Annotated in this window: 16 protein-coding genes and 1 pseudogene; all 17 read right to left on the bottom strand. The window is 35.4% G+C overall.

Annotated elements, in window-relative coordinates; all coding sequences use genetic code 11:
• Positions 1–40: 40 nt before the first annotated feature.
• The 17 genes and pseudogenes from AC4PG0_RS07910 to opp3b all read right to left on the bottom strand — a co-directional run bounded on the left by AC4PG0_RS07910 (position 41) and on the right by opp3b (position 19,553).
• Complete coding sequence (locus AC4PG0_RS07910; protein WP_492167710.1) at positions 41–3,496, bottom strand: MucBP domain-containing protein; 3,456 nt, start codon at positions 3,494–3,496, stop codon at positions 41–43.
• Positions 3,497–3,688: 192 nt separating this feature from the next.
• Positions 3,689–4,164, bottom strand: a pseudogene (locus AC4PG0_RS07905) (siphovirus Gp157 family protein).
• A 60-nt stretch (positions 4,165–4,224) separates the two neighbouring features.
• Positions 4,225–4,965 (bottom strand): class B sortase, encoded by a 741-nt coding sequence (gene srtB / locus AC4PG0_RS07900; RefSeq protein WP_033533812.1) that lies wholly within the window; start codon positions 4,963–4,965, stop codon positions 4,225–4,227.
• 3 nt (positions 4,966–4,968) lie between these two features.
• Positions 4,969–5,748 (bottom strand): ABC transporter ATP-binding protein, encoded by a 780-nt coding sequence (locus tag AC4PG0_RS07895; RefSeq protein WP_194317349.1) that lies wholly within the window; start codon positions 5,746–5,748, stop codon positions 4,969–4,971.
• Positions 5,729–6,718: a FecCD family ABC transporter permease gene (locus AC4PG0_RS07890; RefSeq protein ID WP_003769796.1), complete on the bottom strand. Its 990-nt coding sequence runs from the start codon at positions 6,716–6,718 to the stop codon at positions 5,729–5,731. The genes AC4PG0_RS07895 and AC4PG0_RS07890 overlap by 20 nt, the downstream gene beginning before the upstream one ends.
• Positions 6,708–7,580, bottom strand: a complete 873-nt coding sequence (gene isdE / locus AC4PG0_RS07885; RefSeq protein WP_492167711.1) for a heme ABC transporter substrate-binding protein IsdE — start codon at positions 7,578–7,580, stop codon at positions 6,708–6,710. Before isdE ends, AC4PG0_RS07890 begins: the two co-directional genes overlap by 11 nt.
• Before the next feature lie 86 nt (positions 7,581–7,666).
• Complete coding sequence (locus tag AC4PG0_RS07880; RefSeq protein ID WP_194322632.1) at positions 7,667–9,388, bottom strand: NEAT domain-containing protein; 1,722 nt, start codon at positions 9,386–9,388, stop codon at positions 7,667–7,669.
• Between the two features lie 12 nt (positions 9,389–9,400).
• Positions 9,401–10,027, bottom strand: coding sequence for a heme uptake protein IsdC (gene isdC, locus AC4PG0_RS07875; protein WP_003763505.1), 627 nt, complete (start codon positions 10,025–10,027; stop codon positions 9,401–9,403).
• A 215-nt stretch (positions 10,028–10,242) separates the two neighbouring features.
• On the bottom strand, positions 10,243–10,509 hold the full coding sequence (locus tag AC4PG0_RS07870) for a DUF3116 family protein (RefSeq protein WP_010991114.1): 267 nt from the start codon (positions 10,507–10,509) through the stop codon (positions 10,243–10,245).
• A 311-nt stretch (positions 10,510–10,820) separates the two neighbouring features.
• Positions 10,821–12,626, bottom strand: a complete 1,806-nt coding sequence (pepF, locus tag AC4PG0_RS07865; protein ID WP_010991115.1) for an oligoendopeptidase F — start codon at positions 12,624–12,626, stop codon at positions 10,821–10,823.
• A 72-nt stretch (positions 12,627–12,698) separates the two neighbouring features.
• A complete protein-coding gene (locus AC4PG0_RS07860; RefSeq protein WP_492167712.1) occupies positions 12,699–13,814 on the bottom strand; it encodes a competence protein CoiA in 1,116 nt (371 codons plus the stop codon).
• A gap of 126 nt (positions 13,815–13,940) precedes the next feature.
• Positions 13,941–14,594 (bottom strand): adaptor protein MecA, encoded by a 654-nt coding sequence (gene mecA / locus AC4PG0_RS07855; RefSeq protein ID WP_003763512.1) that lies wholly within the window; start codon positions 14,592–14,594, stop codon positions 13,941–13,943.
• A 221-nt stretch (positions 14,595–14,815) separates the two neighbouring features.
• On the bottom strand, positions 14,816–15,211 hold the full coding sequence (gene spxA / locus AC4PG0_RS07850; protein WP_003720569.1) for a transcriptional regulator SpxA: 396 nt from the start codon (positions 15,209–15,211) through the stop codon (positions 14,816–14,818).
• A 319-nt stretch (positions 15,212–15,530) separates the two neighbouring features.
• Entirely contained in the window at positions 15,531–16,499 is a 969-nt protein-coding gene (locus tag AC4PG0_RS07845) for an ABC transporter ATP-binding protein (RefSeq protein WP_003763514.1), read from the bottom strand.
• A complete protein-coding gene (locus AC4PG0_RS07840; RefSeq protein WP_003722316.1) occupies positions 16,496–17,572 on the bottom strand; it encodes an ABC transporter ATP-binding protein in 1,077 nt (358 codons plus the stop codon). The genes AC4PG0_RS07845 and AC4PG0_RS07840 overlap by 4 nt, the downstream gene beginning before the upstream one ends.
• A gap of 17 nt (positions 17,573–17,589) precedes the next feature.
• A complete protein-coding gene (gene opp3C / locus AC4PG0_RS07835) occupies positions 17,590–18,624 on the bottom strand; it encodes an oligopeptide ABC transporter permease (RefSeq protein WP_003763518.1) in 1,035 nt (344 codons plus the stop codon).
• A complete protein-coding gene (gene opp3b / locus AC4PG0_RS07830) occupies positions 18,624–19,553 on the bottom strand; it encodes an oligopeptide ABC transporter permease (protein ID WP_003763520.1) in 930 nt (309 codons plus the stop codon). Before opp3b ends, opp3C begins: the two co-directional genes overlap by 1 nt.
• Positions 19,554–19,646: the final 93 nt, after the last annotated feature.

Here is a 19,646-nt window from a genome sequence, read left to right as displayed (position 1 = left end):
AATCATAAACACCTAAAAAACGTTTAAAACACTGGTGAAATCATTTTTTCTTCATAATCACAAAAGTGCTTGATAGCAATAGCATTCCAAGAATAAACCATAAATTAGTTTTCTTAGAATCTCCCGTTTGTGGTAGTTTTGCCGATTTTTCCACATTGTCAGCCCCTTTATTAGAGGATATTGAAAACGTGCTGGCTTTTTCATACACATACGTTACTTTTTGTGAGGTATCTAAAAATTTCCCAGTTGCATTTTTGGGTGTTTGATACAATTTGTATCCCGAGATTTTTTTTGCTGAAGTTTGATAACTTGAATTTAATTTTCCTGTTAAAACAATCGAATCAGCTAATTTTTCATCATTTTTATCAACATAATCGACAATGATGTTTCCGGCTGTCACTTTTTGATAAACAAAAGTAACTGTCTGTGCTTTTTCGTTAAATGTTCCACTTACATTCGCGGGTGTTTTTACAAGGGTGTAGTTAGTAATTTTCTTCTGTTTTGCAGTGAATTTTTCTCCGTAAGCTCCTGTTAGTGTTTCTGGGCTGGCAATTTGTTTGTGGTTTTGATCAACATATTGCACCGTAACTAGCGCAACACTATCATCTAAAGCCACTCCTACTTGGGCCGGCTCAATTACTTGAGAATTATTTACAGCAACAGCAAAAGAATTCCATGCAGCTCGGTCTTCTTTTTTTGTTTGCTGATTTAAAAGTTCCTTATCTATTTGGTTTTTCTTTGGTGTTTTTAAATCAAATTGAATTTTCATGGATTTCCCAGGAATCCACTCAATACCTTCTTTTAGCTCCATTTTAAAAGAGTGAATTTGGGACCAATCTTGTACTTCTGATGCGGTTAGCCAATCTGCTTCTGTTGCTTCTCGGTTATCAACTAGAGGTTCTGAACCAGTTGGATAAATCGTGTGCTTATCGAGAACGCCCGCACGTTTAGGGTTTTTGGCAGTACTATAAGTTACTTCGACCTTATCTTTCCATTCATTTGGAATTGCTACTGCTTTCGTTAGCTCCAAATTGAATTTACTACCACGTTCGCTGTTATCTGTAATTCCTAAATCTTTTTCACTTGGTAAAACATCCATTAATACCATGTTGGCTATTTTTTCGTCCGAATCATTTTCTAGTAATAATTGATACGATACGATGGAATTTGTTGTGGCATTTGCCAGTCCGCTGTATCCTTTATCGAGATTACCTTTAGCTTTTTTACTAATTTTTAAATGGTTACTCGTATTTAAAATGTAATGGTTTCCTGATGTGATTCTAGACTCTTCTGAATTCCCATTTTGATTAATGTCATTTGAGTCAATTTCCATTTTTGTATCAGAAATGGTTGGAGTTCCTGTCACTTCTGGCACATTAAAATCTGTATCCTGCAAGAATCCAAACATTTCAACAGACATATTACTTGGAGTGTCTTTTGATACGGTCACATTAATTTTTGCAGTTAATTTTTCTGCTGGTAAAAGCGTCTTTTTGTCCCATTTGACTTTTAGTAATTGGCGTCCTGAATTTTGGTAATTACTATTTAACACGCTGACATTAAAGCCTTGTTGATCCGTGTTTTTCATTTTTACGCCAGAAGGTAAAAGAACCATCGCTTCAAAAGGACCTGTTAATCGTGAAATAGAAGCTTTATTGCTTTCTAAATTAACTGAAACTGAATTATCGCCAACGTTAATCAAATTTCCATCGGTATCATCAAATGCAACCGATCCTTGGACAAATTTATTTTTCCCAATTGGTTGCGGTATGATTTGAGCCGTCCGGTCTCCAGCATATTTTTGCCAATTTTCCGGCCAAGGATTTGTATCATCGAAGTAATGGATATAACCTTGACTATCTGCGCCGTACATATTAATTTTCGTGGTATTTCTAACTTCTCCCACATAGCCTTCTTTGACTGTTGTAAAGAAAGATAAATCTGCGCTGTACATGCCAGCTGGTGCATATGTGAAATGAAGCCATACTTTACTCACATGTTTATCATCTGGAATTCCAAGATCTTTTCTTGAATACATTTTGCTCAGCTCTATATCTTCTTTTAACGTAGTCCAGTCATTATCACCATCATATTTTACGAGTAAATTATATTTAGGTGATTTTTTCAGCTGCGGCCAACCAGGATAATTAACATTTGGTTTAAAATAAAAATCGCCACTTCGGAAATAATCTAGATTTAAATTATCATCAATATTGTAGTAAACATCATAGTAGATGAAGTCATATGAAGGTGAGTCATTCATTGCCGAATTTAGCATCAAACTAAAACCTAATTTCGCACTATCATATGCTTTTATATCTGGATTTCCAGTCGCAGTAGCAATTCCCCAATTTTCATCGACTGGCCCTCTGTGGGCTGGAGCATAGACGCTTCCGATAGTTGGCGGAATTGTCGCTGGATCACTTGCAGAAACTGAAACTGATGCTTTTGAAGTATCCACAATGCTATCAGTTAAAGTAATAAAGTTCGTTGTTGCAACCGCTTTGTTTTCTACAGTCGAAAAATTCGGTATGCTTGTTTGGAAGAACGTTCTAATTTGGAAAGTCTTATTAAGTAAACTAGTTGCTTTTTCTTGTTCCAAATATGTAGGTGCTGCAATTTCCCAAGTTAGTTTTTGTCCTTCGATTTTTGTTGGCTCCGGTGTATCCCCTGCTACTCCCAAATAATCTAGCTTATCCGCTAACGTATATTCAATAATAATCTTCTTTCCCTCTTCAATAAAAAGGCTACCTGTAGACTTTTTCGGTATATTTAAGTTGAAAGACCAAATCCCAATATCTCCTTGGCTTGGATTATTATTGATACTATTTTCCACTTTCGTAAATTCATTTGACAAAGCTGTTGTGGCTGTTGCATTCACGGTTGTTTCAGCTTGCTCCGTTACTTTTTCTGATAAATTATCCGCGCTAAATTCCCCTGTTACTTCTAATTTCGTTCCATTTGGCGTATAACCATTTTTCGTAGACAGCTTGAGAATGACTTTATCAACCACACCACTATTTAGTGTTTGGTATTTGTATACAAGCTGACGAGTTGTCTTGTTATAACTAGGTGCTACTCCGGCAATCTTAAGTTCACTTAATGATTGAGTGAATTCCCCATTTTTCGGTAAATTGATTACCAATTTAGCATTTTTATAACTTGTGTTTGGTCCAGTTATTTTTAAATAGATGTTATAGTTCACTGTCTGACCAGACTCAATCACGTCTTTTTGAGAATTAATACTAAAGTCCCCAGAATAATTCCCAGTGGGAAATGATTTCGTGCTTATTGGTTCATTTACTGTCGTTTCTTTCAAAGGCTCCCCTGTAGTTTCATTTGAAGTCGTTTCCTGCGTAACCTTTTCTTCCGTAGCTGCTTCCCCTACGTTCGTTTCAACTCCTTCTTTATCTTCTGCCCAAACAGAAAACGGAAGAAGTGCCACTATAAGCAAAGTACAAATTAATATAGTTACTAAATTTTTCAAACGATTCACATCCGCTCCTCCTTTGTTTACTTAACATTAATTATTTCATAGGAGGAAACCGTGAAATGTTCCCAAGATGCAAAAAAAGGGACAGTTTGTTACAAAAATGTGAACTATCTTACGTTTTAGCTTATTTAAATAGTTATTATTAACAAAAACAACCAAAATCATTAAAAACTTTAACGATTTTGGTTGTTTTATTTATCTTATTCGAATCGATTCGCTTTCTACTAACCTAGCACTTTTACTTCTTCACCAGATTTTAGTATTTCTGCAATTCGCTTTTTATCAATTTTAGGTTCTTGTAGTAAAAAGAACGGTTTTAGCAAAGCTTCATCCACTATTTCGACACTCGCTGGATTCTTCTGTATTTGAATCGTGAAAAGTGTACTATTTATTTTTCTAATTTCCATTCGTTCCATTTCTGTTTGTAAATAGTTTTTTAATTTCTGAACATTATTTTCTAATGCTTGTTTTCGTTTTAAAAGCCGTTTTGCTTCTTTTCCTGCCATTTCGGCATCTGCTGCTAATGATTTAATTATTTTAACGATATTTTCTGCTTTATCATGAAAACCATCTGTGAGCGCATCTAACGTATCTTCCACAGCCTCGGTTTTATTTTCTTCCAAAAGTTCTTGCACCCGTAAATAATTATCGGTTAATTGATATAATTTCATCGTTCGCACCCTTTCAAAAAAATAAAAAAGCCCCAAAAATTATCCTATTTTGGCGCTTTTTCATTTTGCTACTAGTTTTCCTTGAATAACCATGCGTCCTTTTTCATAATCTTTTTCAGTATCGCAAGTAGAAAGTGTAATAATTCGGTCCTTGCCGCTTACTTTGACATCTGATTGATAAATAGATTGTTGCTTCACTTTTTGCAGATAATTGTCAAAGTCTTTTGGTTCTGGAAATTCCGTTTCAATATAATAGAAATCAGTCGTCGTTTCATACACAGCAAAAATTTCTACTTCATAATTCGCAAGGCCTGATTCATACGAAAATGTTGGATGTGCCGCCAAGAAATCTTTGTCCAAGTATTTTCGTAAATCCGCAAACATCGAGCCATCCTTCATATTATGCCCGTAAATAATCGTATTCTTGTCCAAAAACTCATTCGTATTCCGATAATCTTTAAAAATACTTCCCGCTCTTGCTTTTTCATTTTTGTAATTATGATGCAAATAATAGTCATTGTCCGTACTTTGCAAAATCGGGTAATCAATTTCTGTATCAGCAATCGTTAGCCAACCAGCCATATCCTTGTTCAATTTTTGCAAAGCTTTAAGTTCATCTCTCACTTCGCCGTTCACATTAGTCGTAGTCACTTCTTTCGTGTAGACCGCCTTCGCATCATCTAATATTGTACGGTTATGGTTATTTTCATAAAGTTCTGCACCGATTTTCCAACCAGAAAAAAGAAACACAGCTAATACAACTAAAGTCAGGCTTTTCCCCAAAAACGACTTCATTTTCACGTTCTAAAACTCCTTTCGCTTCTGAGGAACAATGTATTTCCCTGTTTTCGCGTCACAAAGCACCTCTGCAACAACTCCATACGTTTCTGCTATTAGCTCTGTTGTTAGTAAAGTCTCAGGATTCCCTTTCGCTACCACTTCTCCGTTTTTCATAACAACTAATTGATCGCTATACGTAAGCGCTTGGTTCAAATCATGTAAAATCATAACAATAGTCAAATTTCCCTCTTGATTCAAACGCTTTACCAACTCTAAAATTTCCAGCTGAAAGTACATATCAAGAAATGTCGTCGGCTCATCCAAAAGCAAAATAGGCGTATCTTGCGCTAACGCAGTCGCAATGAAAACACGTTGCCGTTCCCCACCAGACAAACTATCAACAAATTTCTCTGCTTTTTCACTTAGCTCCGTTTGCTTCAAAGCTTTTTCTACAGCTACGTCATCCGCTTTTGTTCGTGTCATTCGCCAGTTTTTATAAGGAAGTCTGCCAAAATAAAGCAATTCTTTGACCGTTAATTCACTCGGAAGAATATTATTTTGATGAACAATTGCTACATTTTGCGCAAATTCTTTCGCTTTCCATTCAAAAATCGATTTTCCTTCTAATAAAACTTCTCCTGACTTAGGAGAAAGAAGCCTTGCCAAAATTTCTAATAAAGTAGATTTCCCACTACCATTTGGTCCAACAATCGTATTGATTTTATTTTTTTGGATAGTAAATGAGACATTTTTCAAAATCGCATCTGTTCCATTATAACTAAAACTAACGTCCCTTACTTCCATAAAAATCACCCTTTCGCATTAAAAAGATTAAGAATGGACCGCCGATAATGAGCATAATTACTGAAGCTGGAATTTCCATTTGTTGAAATAACGTTCTGCCAAGTGTATCAGCAAATAATAGCAATAAAGCACCAAATAAAATCGAAAATGGAACTAAAATTTGATAATTACCACCAACTAATTTTCTAGCAATATGAGGTACGAGTAAACCTACAAACGCTATAACACCGACGACTGCTGTTGTAATTGAAGCAAGTAGGACAGCAATCAGCGCAAGCCATATCCTCGTTTTATTAACTGGAACGCCAAAACCTCTAGCCATTTTATTCTCAAGACCTAATACATTACACCATTTAGCAAGTACCAGCGCACAAATAAGCCCAATCGTTACATAGATTACCAATGTCTCAACATCAGACCATTTTTTCATTGCAAGGCTAGCTGCACTGCTCGCAGATTGGCTAGAAACAAGCGCTACTTGAGATGATAACGCATCACTCAGCCCTGTAAAAACCGCATTAATTGCAATACCTATGATAATGAAACGAAGTGGATTAAAATCAGAACGATAACTAAATAAAAAGACTAAAAAACAAGCAAGAGCCCCACCAATAAAAGAAAAAAGTGGCAACCAAAAATACAATTCCGGTAAAAATAAAATGATAACAAAACTAAAAAACTTCGCCCCCGCTGAAATACCAATCACACCAGCATCAGCAAGTGGATTTCTCATCACAGCTTGAAGCAACAAGCCAGAAACCGAAAGCGCCGCCCCAGCGAGCAAGGCAATAATAATCCGCGGAAAACGCAAATCAATTACAACATCCACCATCTCATTTCCACCACTAAAAAGACCTCTTAAAAAATCCGGAATAGACATCTGCAAACTTCCCGCCTGAACAGCCCATAAAATCGTCCCAAAGAGCAAAACAACAACTGCACCAAAATAGCTTTTTTGTTTAATTGTCATAAAGCATCTTTTCCATTTCGCGTAGTGCTTCTGGAGCGTTTAAACTAGCCGTCATCCCAAATAAATTTTCATCCAAGTCATATACACGATTATTTTTCACAGCATCAAAATGTTTCCAAATATCATTTGTTTTAAATTCCTCATCGAACATTTTTACTACTTCTGCGGGCATACCATGTGCAGCTCGTAAAATAATATCTGGATTAGCGCTTTGTAAGTATTCTGTATTAGAAGCCAAGTATTCTACCTTTTGGTTCGTAATCACATTTTCTCCACCAGCAAGTTTGACCAAGTCGCCAATATAAGCATGTTCAGTTACAACCAAATAGCTTCCCGGAACGCCCATAAGTATTAGTACAGTTGGCTTTTTCTTTTTAGCTACATTCGCCTTCACCTTGTCAATCTCACTTGTTAAATCGTTATTTAGTTTACTCGCTTCCTTGGTGCGATCAAATTCTGTACCAAGTTTCTTAATTTCAGCCTGCATAGAATCAATACTTGTAAAATCTAAAAAGTCCGCGTTTAAATCAGCACCCTCAAAACCCGCTTTTAAGTCGGCTTCTAGCGTTTTTGTGGAAAGAACCATATCTGGCTTTAACATCCGAATAACTTCTAAATCTGGCCCCATAGGCGACCCTGTTTCCTTTACATCAGAATACCGTTCCGGAAGTTTTTTAGAACTAGTCGGAATTCCAACAAGCGGCAAGTCTAGTTTATCCATAATTTCCGTAATTGCTACAGTAGTAGCGACAATTTTAGGATTATTCTCCGGTTTTTGTTCGGACTTTTGAACCGCTTCTTCATTCCCGCAACCAACTAAAAAAAGTAATAACACCAATAATAGGACAGCTATTTTTTTCATCACTTATTCCCCCATTTATAAAATAAAATCGGTAAAGCGAGTTAAGCAAAGGATAACCCCAACCTAACTCGCTTTTACCAGTTTTATTAACTCAATCTTTTACGTTTTAATCGATATGCTAAATAAAGGAAGGAAGCCCCAAATAATGTAATATACCATGCCATACTCGATGAATCACTAGTTTTCGCATTTTTTTCAGCTTTGTTATTTGTTGTCGCTGTTTTTTGAACTGAATTTGTATCATCAAAATCTGGTTTTGCTAATTTTGGTCCAGCATTATTATTGTTCGCTAAATTGCTAGTATTCAGGTCATCATTTTTCACAGGTTCTTGTAACGTTACATCCTTCCCTGTAATATCTTTAATTGATGCTGGATCTAATTTAACTTGAACAGTATATTCATGGTCATAAGAGAAACCTGGCATATTTTCAATTAATACATGCGTTTTTACATCCGTATTAGCCGTACCATCTTTCACAGGATATTTTACAGTTCTGGTATTTTTGTTAATATCACCAGAAACAACTTCCATATCCTTCCAAACGCCATTTTGTTTATACTGGAAAGTCTTAATCCAACTACTATTTGTTAAAGTTAAATAAACATATGGTTGATTATTTTCTACTTTGATTAAAGCTGGTTTCATCACGTAACTTTCCATCATGGAAGTTTCGTTTGTTCCGTCTTTAAAAACATCAAAATCTATCGAGTACGTATGATTGTTTAGTAAATTTTTAGGGTCAACTACTACTGGTTTGCTTGGTGTCGTAGGCGGTGTTGTCACTGGAGGATTAGTTGTGCCTGGATCTGGGTCTGGTTTCGTTACTGGTGGATTTGTTTCACCTGGATCTACTGGAGGTGTTACATCACTACCCGGGTAAGAACTCGCCGCTTGTGCTTTCGTTGTATCAAAAACATATCGGAAGTCTGCTTGCCCTTTATATACAGAACCATTGAATGGTGCTTCATAATTCACATGAGCCGCAAGTGGTTGATTTAAGTCCTCCACTTCAAATTCAACAATTCGTGTGTTAGCATCTTTATCTTCTGAAACCACTTTTACATCTTGCAAAGCTCCAGAAATTTGTGTTTTTAAAGCTGTTACTGTTTTATTATCATTAACTGTCATTGCAACAGTTTTCTTACCATTTTTCACTTTCAACCATGCAGGATTATCAAAATAATTTTGCATACTTGAATTACTGTCATCATTTGCTTTTTTCGCTACAAACGGAATCGTATAAATTCCATCTGCCAGAGTTACCGGTGTAGTAACAGCCGGTTCAGAAATAACTTTGAACGTACTCGGATCAATTGTTAAGTCCACTTGATACCAATGATCATAACTAATTGCATCTACTTTAATGTGCATATAAGAATAAATAATATCATCTAAAGAACTAAGCTTGAATTTCTCTACACGTGTATTATTCGCTGCATCCGTACTAACAGTTTGAACATCTTGGTAGCTATCTTGATAAACTTCTGCTTGTGCTGGTTTTGCAGGACGAGTTCCATCTTTTGAAACCGCCATTGTTTGCCAATAGTTACTGTTTGTAATAGTTAAGTACATATATGGTTGACCATTTTCAACTTTAATTGTAGCAGTATGGTCAATATATTTATCCGCTTCTGAAGATTCTTTCGTTGTCTTACCAGTGTTATCTTTATAAAAATTCACTTGAACCTGATACTCCCCGCCATCTTTTAAACGAGAATCAGCCGCACTGGCAAATCCAGGTATCAATTGAAAAATAAGTGTCAAAGCTAAAAATGCTACTAAACCTTTTTTCCATAATTTCTTCATAATAATCCCCCTTTATTTAAAAATCGCACGTCTTTTAAGTAAAACTAACCCTGTCCCCGCTGCCACAAAAATAATTCCATATAAAAACATTTTGCTAGAATCACTAGACTTTGGATTTGCTACTTTATTATTTGAATCACTTGTAGTTGCTGGCGTTGTTGTACCATTATTATCTGAAGATTTCACAGCTGCACCCGATGATTTAACTGCCCCTTCATCAAAACGTAACTGGATTTGATATTCATGATGATAATTTAACCCGTCATCATCAATATCCACTTTAATTTTTGCATTAACAGGACTACTCAAAGTTGATACTGGGAATGACACTTTTCTAGTATCACTCGCTGTGTTTTTTGAAGTTACACTAACCGCATTTCCCTCAACCCACAGACCAGTAATCCACTTACTATGATTTACTTGCAAACTAACAGTAGATTTCCCTCCATTTACTGTCACTGTTGCAGGCTTGTCAAAATAGTCATTCGCCATTGATACTGAATCACTATCCCCTTGAAGCACTGTATAATCAACCGAATAAGTTCCGTCTTTAAGAGCAGCTTGTGCCGTTACACCAGCTGAAAGAAAAGAAAAACTAAACAAAACTACAAAAGCAACTAAGGCTAATACTTTTTTCACTCTTAACTCTCCCTTCTTTATTAAAAAACATCTATTTATAAAAAACCCCCACAGACATTTGTGGAGTAAAAGATTATGTAAAATTCATACGTCAACTATCATTTTAATTGATAATGATTATCATTGTCAACCACATTTTATTTTTCAACAGCCTTCACAACAAAAAAATCCATGGACGGCAACGTTTGTCCACGGATTAATAAATATTTACTGTTCTACTCATTCTCACTTATCTTGAGAAAATGTTCATATAACAATTCACCTTTTAAAGTTATTGTATATCTTTTTTCTGTAATATTGTTGTTTCTCGTTAAATATCCATTTTCTTCCAACCAGTACAGTGTAAGTAATACTTCATTCTTTGTATAATTGCGAAGATCCCCAAAATCAATCACTTCAAGCGACATATCATTAATTTTTGTATCTACACTTCTAGCAAAAAGAAGGACTTCTCGTAACAACTTTTCATCTTCAAATTCCATTTTTAATCCTCCTTTAATTCTAAGTTAGTAAACATAAATAACGTAAAAAGCCGTAGCTAAATGCCACGGCTTCTTACAGCGCAATCAAAAGGAGAAATTCACACAATCAAATAAAGGGGGTATTTGTTTGTGATTTATTTCACGGTTATAATATACCATATAACCTCACATAATTCAATAGTTCACATATCGTTTTTTATACTTATTCTTTATCCTACCACTCGAACGCTTCTACTACCCAAAAACATAAAAAAAAGACACGATGCATATCATCTGCAACCGTGTCTTTTTTTAGTAATTTTCACAATGTATTATTTGACTAGTTTTTCTAATTCATCTAATCTTTGTTCAAAAACTTTTAACGCGTCATCCACAGGGTTCGGTGTTGCCATATCGACTCCTGCTTTTTTCAACACATCAATTGGATAATCAGAACTTCCTGCTTTCAAAAAGTCAATATAAGCTGTTACCGCCTCTTGACCTTCAGTTAAAATTTTCGCACTTAAAGCTGATGCTGCCGAAAACCCAGTCGCATATTGGAAAACATAATAGTTCATGTAAAAATGTGGAATACGAGACCATTCATAACCAATTTCAGCATCATAAACAATTGCATCACCATAATATTTCTTATTAATATCAAAGTAAGTTTCTGTTAAATAATCAGCTGTTAAAGCAACTCCTTCTTGATCTGCTTGATGAATAGCATGCTCAAACTCAGCAAATTGCGTTTGACGGAATACAGTTCCTTTAAATCCATCTAAATAATGATTTAACAAATAAGCGCGTACTTTCGGATCATCATATTTTTTCAAAAGATAGTCCGTCAGTAAATTTTCATTAGTCGTAGAAGCAACTTCTGCTAAGAAAATCGAATAATCTCCATAAACAAATGGTTGGTTCTTCCTTGTATAGTAACTGTGAACGCTATGTCCAAGTTCATGAGCTAGCGTATAAACATTATTAATATTATCTTGCCAATTCAATAAAATATATGGATTTGTACTATATGAACCAGAAGAGTATGCCCCGCTTCGTTTACCTTTATTTTCCATCACATCAATCCAGCGGCTATCAAAAGCTTCTTTTAAAATCGATTGATATTCATCCCCAAGTGGTTTCAAGGCTTCAAGGACAATCTCTTTTGCTTCCTCATAAGTGAATTCCAAATTAACATCATCAGAAAGCGGTGTATAAAGATCATACATATGAAGTTCTTCTAATCCAAGCAATTCTTTACGTAATTTTACATAGCGATGAAGTAAACTAGCATTATTGTTTACTGATTTTAATAAAGAGTCATAAACTGTCTCCGGGATATGATTTCCTGAAAGTGCTGCCTCACGAGCGGACTTATATCCACGTGTAGAAGCATAAAAATTAGATTTTTTCACTTGCCCATTTAAAGTAGATGCTAAGGTATTCTTTAATCCTTCATAAACAGAATACACACCAAGAAACGCGTCTTTACGAACACGCGGGTCATTACTTTCTAACAACTTACCATAACGACCATGCGTGATTTCAATCTCTTCGCCATTTTCATCTTTAATTGTAGGGAACTTCATGTCCGCATTATTTAATGTGTTAAACGTATTAGAAGAACTACCCAAAACTTCGCCAGCATTCGCTAATAATGCCTCTTCTTTTTCACTTAAAATATAAGGTCGGCTTAAGTTTAATTCCTCTAATAAGTGTGCATATAGTTGCAAATCTTTATTTTCATTTAAAAATTGTTTTAAAACACTCTCATCCATCGCTAAAATTTCAGGATCATAATAAGATAATGCAGACATTAGTTTTGTAACTAAACTTCCTGCCCGACTATGTAATCCTTGGTATTTCGCATTAGCTGTATCCTGGTCCATTTTCAAATGAGCATAAACATATAAATTACTAATTAAATCATAAGCTTTATCACGAAATTGTAGTGCTTCATAAAGCGTTTGGCTACTTTCCGCTAGACGACCTTTAAATTGATCGCTTTCTTCTGTGATTTTTTGTAATTCTGTAAAGGCTTTTTCCCAAGCCTCATCATTTGGATAAATAGTAGTCAAATCCCAAGTTAAATTTTCTGGAACTTCTTCTCTTAAAGGTAATGCATTCGTTTTACTCAATATAAAAACCCCCAACCATAGTCATTTTGTTTTTATTATGAGCCAAAATAACTAAAAATGCAAAACAGATGTTTACACCCGACTCACGCGATTACCAGAAAAAGTCATAACTCGCTTCACTCGGTATCGTTTTTCTGGTACTGCTGATAATACTCCTACGCTTATTAAGTAAGCAATGTATGATTTTCCTAATTTCAAGCATTCATTTGGAGAAAGCCAAATTGTCATTATTTGTGTTACTACTGATTGAAACTTCTCTAAAAAACATTCTTCACTAAAAGTATCGCCTTTTTCCAACATATTAAAAAACGTTTCCCATAAATCGAATTGCCATTCTACAGCAGGAGTAATGACTAAAAATTGTTCTTCTAAATCCACACCAATTTCTTTCGGTAAATAATGCAAATAATAACCTGCACTATATAATTTTTGCATGAATTGTCCATGTTTTTTGAACTTCGCGTAGTAAAAACATATTTTCTGCCTTTCTAATTCTCTATCTCGCTTTACATATGCATGGCGTGTAATAATTCGAGCTATTTTCTGCTTCCATTCATTCATCGGTGCTTTGCTAGAAAATTTCATCTCACTAGCAAAAAAGCGATTGCCTTTTTCAAATGTCAGATGATAATAAAGAGTAGTTATCTTGTCGCTTGCAGAATAATGCCAAAAATGATAACCCAACTTCTGCTCAAATTGAATAAACGCTTGTTGAAAAATAGTGAGACTAATACGTCCTTTTTCTTTTTTTATTGTTTGGCCGAGTATCCAATGAACTTCTAATCCAATTGATAAGTAATCCATCGTTCGCTGAATCATTTCACTAATTGGGACCGATGATCTTTGAAATTCGATTACAGTAGCATCACTCACATAAATATCCGCTTGCCGGCTAATTGCAGGAAAATAATGCTCTAATTCAACAGGAATTCCTTGAAAGCCAAACCAAGCCATAATTTGCCTCTTAGCTAATAAATGCTCCTCACTCTCTCCTTCAGAAGCAAATGCACACTTAGTCGCCTTCTCATGAGCGAAATGCGGTATTTTAATCTCACCGGCTTTTATCATTACAGGACTATCACATGATTTACAAAACAACCTTTCTTCTTGCTTAATTCGCTCTACATTCATCTTTGTAATAGTAAAAGTATCTCCATTGCTGTTCTTAGCTGTAAAAATAAATATCACTCTCCTATTAGCTCTTTAATACTAATATTCGACACCTTACAGCTTTATTCCTGCTTTATTTTTAAAATCGCAAAAAAGACCCATTTGGTTGATTTTCCAACTCAAATGGGTCCTCTAAATAAAGTTTTAGAAATATTTTCTTACTTGCTTTAATGCAGGAACGTCAAAGATTACTTTTCCGTACTCAGCTAGCATATAACCAGTTAAATTCGACTCTAAACCGTACTCAAGCAAAATACTAACGGCATTGTCAATGTTAGATTCATCATACTTATTCTCAGGAAATTCTACGTTCAAATAATACTTCCCTTGATACGAATATAGCTTAGTTACTAAATTTTCCAGTCCTGTTGCACGTGAAAGTGAAATGAGATCTTCAAAATCACGGAACTCTAAAATAAACTCTAGCGTATCATCTTCTCCAAGTGATTCTTTCTTCACTGGATTGAAGTTTTCTTCGAGTAGTTTTTCGATTTTTTCTTCTGCAAGCTCATCTGGGGAGCTAAGCGTGACGTCAAAACCGTCCTCGCCTTTTCCACCAATTGTAGCTTTTGTTACGAATACTTCTAAGCCATGTTTTAAGGCTTGGACTTGTATCCAGAGCGGACCTTCAGGAGAGAACTCTTCTTCATATTTCAGCTCATCCATCATATCCCAGAAAAGTTCTTCACTTTTCTCGCGGTCATACCAAACATCTTCTTGATTAAAACCACGCTCTTCCAAATCCAGATAAGAGATATAAAACTTGATAGTATCCTCATTAATTCGTTCAATTTCCATCGTCACACTCTCCCTTCCTTCTTAGTCATTGACAATGAAGGGTGAAACTTAATTGGTTAAATTCATTGTAGCTCATATTACAAAATAGTACCACCATTTTTCCTTGGTGGATTATTATCTTAGCTGAAAAACGAAAAAAATTCAAGAACAATTACTTAAATTACAAAAAAAGTGCCAAGAATCCAATTGAATGGAATTCTCGGCAACCACTTTTATCAATCTTAGTTAACCATTTTTTGCGCTTCACGTAGTTGATACGTACGTACACGGCGCGGTAAGAAACGGCGAATTTCATCTTCATTGTACCCAACTTGCAAACGTTTTTCATCAATAATGATAGGACGTCTTAATAAGCCAGGATTTTTCTGGATTAATTCAAATAGTTGTTGCAAAGGAAGACTATCTAAATCCACATTCAACTTTTGGAAAGTTTTTGAACGAGTGGAGATAATTTCATCTGTACCATCCTCAGTCATACGAAGAATTTCTTTAATTTCATCCAAACTAAGTGGTTCAGAAAAAATGTTTCTTTCCTTATAAGGGATATCATGTTCTTCCAACCATGCACGAGCTTTTCGGCAAGATGTGCAACTAGGTGAAGTGTATAACGTTACCATTAGACATTCACACTCCTTATCGGGTATTGTTTCATTCATATAACGAAATTCTAGCAATATCTCTATTTGGAAAATTCATTAAAGAACTTACACTTCATTATACACTAATTTTGTGAAATTCTATATACTAATTTTAAAATTTTTCTTTCCAAATATGTAAAACCATTGTTAGCAAGCCGTTATGTATATGATACCCCTACTATAACTTGTTTAAACTAAAATCACATGAAAAAAACAGCTTTTTTATGAGAATTTCATGAGAATTTTAATTTTGTAAAAAAACACCAATCAGATTTTACCCTGATTGATGTTTTTATTTTTACTTAACAGCAGCTTCAGCAGTTAGTTTAGCATGCTTTTCTTTATACATAACTTCTTCTTCTTCTGAACAATAAACAAAGTGTCCAGGAGCAATTTCGCGCATTTTAATTTCATCGCCATCTTTGTAATTATGAATAGTTGGATCATATGCTTTACGCACACGAGTACGTTCATAATTTGGATCTGGCAGTGGAATAGCGGATAAAAGTGACTCAGTATAAGGATGTAGCGGTGCATGATATAAATCATTTGCAGGCGCTAGCTCAACTAATTTACCGAAGTACATTACACCAATACGATCACTAATGTATTTAACCATTGATAAATCGTGGGCAATGAATAGATAAGTTAGATTTTTTTCTTTTTGTAATTGACGTAATAAGTTAACTACTTGTGCTTGGATAGATACATCCAGTGCAGAAATAGGCTCATCGGCAATAATAAATTCTGGTTGAACTGCAAGCGCACGAGCAATACCGATACGTTGACGTTGACCACCGGAAAATTCATGTGGGTAACGACCTGCATGTTCTTTGCTTAGTCCAACTGTTTCAAGTAGCTCATATACTTGTTGGTTCGTTTCTTCAGGCGTTTTAGCAAGGCCATGAATACGAATACCTTCAGCAATGATATCTTTAACTTTCATACGCGGATTTAAAGACGCATATGGATCTTGGAAAATCATTTGCATTTTACGACGGAATTCAAGCATTTCTTTACGGCTTTTACGTGCATGCACATCTTTACCGTTATAAATAACTTCTCCACCAGTTGCATCATACAAACGAATAATCGTACGTCCAGTTGTAGATTTACCACAACCAGATTCACCTACTAAACCAAGTGTTTCACCTTTATAAATATCAAAAGAAATATCATCAACAGCACGTACTTCACTTGCAGTACCTTTGTTAAAGTATTGCTTTAGATTATGAATCTCTAATAATTTTTCTTTTTGTTCAGTCATTCTACTTCTACCCCTTTCGCATGGACAGCTTGCATGCCAGGATGAAGTTCCGCAAACTGTTCTTGGCGACGTAATACAGCATCAGGAGGCGTTACTTCAGGTGCATCAGGATGAAGCAACCATGTAGCCGCATAATGTGTATCAGACACCTTAAATAGTGGTGGCTCTTCTTCAAGGTCAATTTGCATTGCGTATTTATTACGCGCAGCAAATGCGTCCCCTTTTGGAGGATGAAGTAAGTCTGGTGGCGTACCTGGAATAACAAATAATTCTTCATCGTCTGTATCCAAAGTAGGCATAGAACTAATTAATCCCCATGTATAAGGATGTTGCGGATTATAGAAAATTTCATCGACTGTACCGATTTCTACAATTTTACCACCGTACATAACAGCAACACGGTCTGCAACATTCGCAACCACGCCAAGGTCATGGGTAATGAAGATAATCGATGTATCAATTTTTTTCTGTAAGTCTTTCATTAAATCCAAAATTTGCGCTTGGATTGTAACGTCTAATGCTGTTGTTGGTTCATCAGCAATTAGAATTTGCGGGTTACATGCAAGTGAAATCGCGATAACAACCCGTTGACGCATCCCACCAGAAAATTGGTGAGGATATTGTTTAATTCTTTCTTCTGCATTTGCAATACCAACTAATTGAAGTAAACGAAGAGCTGTTTTATGAGCTTCATGTTTACTAATTTTTTGGTGTTTAATAAGTGGTTCAGAAATTTGTTTTCCAATTGTCATCGTTGGATTCAAGGATGTCATTGGATCTTGGAAAATCATAGCTATATCTTTCCCACGAATTTTTTGCATTTGTTTTTCGTGAGCTTTAGCGATATCCATTCCGTTAAATAAAATTTGGCCACTTTTAATTTCTGAGTTACCTTCTGGAAGTAAACGCATAATCGATTTTGTCGTTACTGATTTACCAGAACCAGATTCGCCAACAATCGCTAAGGTTTCCCCTTTATATAAGTCAAAATTAACTCCACGAATTGCCTTTACTTCTCCGGCATATGTGTGGAATGAAATATTTAAATCTTTAACTTCTAATAGCTTTTCCATTTTTCCTCACCTCTCTTTTAATCGCGCATTTTAGGATCAAAGGCATCACGCAAGCCATCTGCAATTAAGTTAAATGCAATCATGATGATACAAAGTACAATACATGGATAAAGAATCATATACGGTAATACTTGTAATGTTTTATATCCATCATTTACCAAGACACCAAGAGATGCTGCTGGAGCTGGAAGACCTAACCCAATAAAGCTTAGGAAGGCTTCAAAGAAAATCGCACTAGGAATACTAAACATAATGTTAATGATAATAATCCCAGAAATATTTGGTATTAAGTGTTTTACAAGAATTTTCGGAGTAGATTCTCCTAGAGTCATGGAAGCCATAACAAATTCTTGGTTTTTAAGTTTTAAGACTTGTCCCCTGACTACCCGAGCCATCGTTATCCAACTGGTCATGGCAATTGCTATGATAATGGAAACAATCCCTGGATCAAGTATCAGCATCATTAAGATAACAACAACTAAGTTTGGAATTGCACCAATAACTTCTAGAATACGTTGCATAACGTTATCTACTCGACCACCAACATAACCGGAAATCAATCCGTAAGTTACACCAATGATTAAATCACATAGTGCTGCAACAACAGCAATAATAAGTGATACACGTGTACCAGCCCAAATACGAGCAAATTGGTCACGTCCGAGTGTATCACTACCTAACCAGTAGTAAGTACCCTCTTTAATGTTATTTTGTTTATAAATATCAACGTCTTCTCCACCAATGGATTGATGACCATTCCAAAATGGCATATTTTCAAATCCTTGAACTTTCGGTGGAAGACTTGCATTTTCAGTAATTTGTCTATTAATATCATTTTTTGGTCCTAGATTTTGTGATAAATAAGGTCCAACAATCGCCATGATAATAACAAGGGCTAATACAATAAGTGAAACTAAAGCCGCTTTATTTTTACGAATACGAAGCCAAGAATCTTGCATAAATGTTAAACTTGGACGATTAATTTTTTCCGCTTCTGCATCAAGGATGTGTGCTGGCTGGAATCTTTCTTTTGCAATTTTATGTTCTGCCATTATTTTCTACCTCCAGACACACGGATTCGTGGATCAATCAATCCGTAAAGAATATCTACTACCAAGATAACAAATACAAGCATAGCAGCAAATAATAATGTAGTTCCCATAATTACTGGATAGTCATTCATTTGAATAGAAGAAACGAACTGACTTCCGATACCTGGGATACTATAAATGTTTTCAATAACAAGGGAACCAGTCATCAGTGCAACCGATAATGGTCCTAAAACAGTAATTAAAGGAATAAGTGCATTACGAATCGCATGTTTTACTGCTACTTCAGTTCTACTATTCCCTTTTGCTTTTGCAAGTAGAACATAATCAGATGCAAATACATCGATTAATTCTGTTCTCATAAAACGAGCTGCTGTTGCAAGTGGGAACATAGCAAGTGCGAACGCTGGCAAAATTGTATCTGCAAACGAACCCCATCCTGCCACTGGGAAAATTTGTAATTTAGCTCCTAACCAGTATTGCAACACAGTCGCAAATACAAATGATGGAACTGATTTACCTAGTATTGCTATAAATGTACTCGTGTAATCCGGCCACCTATTTTGATACATGGCCGCTACGACCCCAAGTAAAATACCAAAGATAACACCAAAAACCATTGCCTCAAGTGCTAATTGGACAGATGGACCAATCAGTGCACCTAAAATCTCAGACACTGGTCTATTATCAAGTTGGAAGGAAACACCAAGATCTCCTTTTACCAAACCTGTCATATAATTTAAGTATTGGACTGGAATTGAATCATTTAGTCCATATTTTTCATTCATCATGTGAATTTGTTCGTCAGATAGTTTCTCCTGATTACGGTAAGGCGTACCAGGCAAGAATTTCATAAGAACAAACGTAACCGAAGCAATGATGAATAACGTTATAAGCATATATAATACTCTTTTTAACGTATATTTAACCATCTATCTCTACACCTCCCAGTTTTAATAAATATATAAAAAAGTTATTCCTAACCAAATTCGCAAGTTTAGTGAGCCTTTTTCTTCGTTTCTAAA

The sequence above is a fragment of the Listeria sp. MAN/IMW/UF464 genome (assembly GCF_058683955.1).
The sequence above is the reverse complement of the archived record's forward strand: the minus strand, read 5'-3'. Positions and strand labels throughout refer to the sequence as shown.

Bases quoted from the DNA above. Each gene is read 5' to 3' on its own strand.
- isdE (WP_492167711.1), bottom strand. From the start codon at position 7,580: ATGAAAAAAATAGCTGTCCTATTATTGGTGTTATTACTTTTTTTAGTT.
- AC4PG0_RS07870 (WP_010991114.1), bottom strand. From the start codon at position 10,509: ATGGAATTTGAAGATGAAAAGTTGTTACGAGAAGTCCTTCTTTTTGCT.
- mecA (WP_003763512.1), bottom strand. From the start codon at position 14,594: ATGGAAATTGAACGAATTAATGAGGATACTATCAAGTTTTATATCTCT.
- spxA (WP_003720569.1), bottom strand. From the start codon at position 15,211: ATGGTAACGTTATACACTTCACCTAGTTGCACATCTTGCCGAAAAGCT.
- opp3C (WP_003763518.1), bottom strand. From the start codon at position 18,624: ATGGCAGAACATAAAATTGCAAAAGAAAGATTCCAGCCAGCACACATC.
- AC4PG0_RS07890 (WP_003769796.1), bottom strand. From the start codon at position 6,718: ATGACAATTAAACAAAAAAGCTATTTTGGTGCAGTTGTTGTTTTGCTC.
- AC4PG0_RS07840 (WP_003722316.1), bottom strand. From the start codon at position 17,572: ATGGAAAAGCTATTAGAAGTTAAAGATTTAAATATTTCATTCCACACA.
- opp3b (WP_003763520.1), bottom strand. From the start codon at position 19,553: ATGGTTAAATATACGTTAAAAAGAGTATTATATATGCTTATAACGTTA.
- AC4PG0_RS07880 (WP_194322632.1), bottom strand. From the start codon at position 9,388: ATGAAGAAATTATGGAAAAAAGGTTTAGTAGCATTTTTAGCTTTGACA.
- AC4PG0_RS07895 (WP_194317349.1), bottom strand. From the start codon at position 5,748: ATGGAAGTAAGGGACGTTAGTTTTAGTTATAATGGAACAGATGCGATT.
- AC4PG0_RS07845 (WP_003763514.1), bottom strand. From the start codon at position 16,499: ATGACTGAACAAAAAGAAAAATTATTAGAGATTCATAATCTAAAGCAA.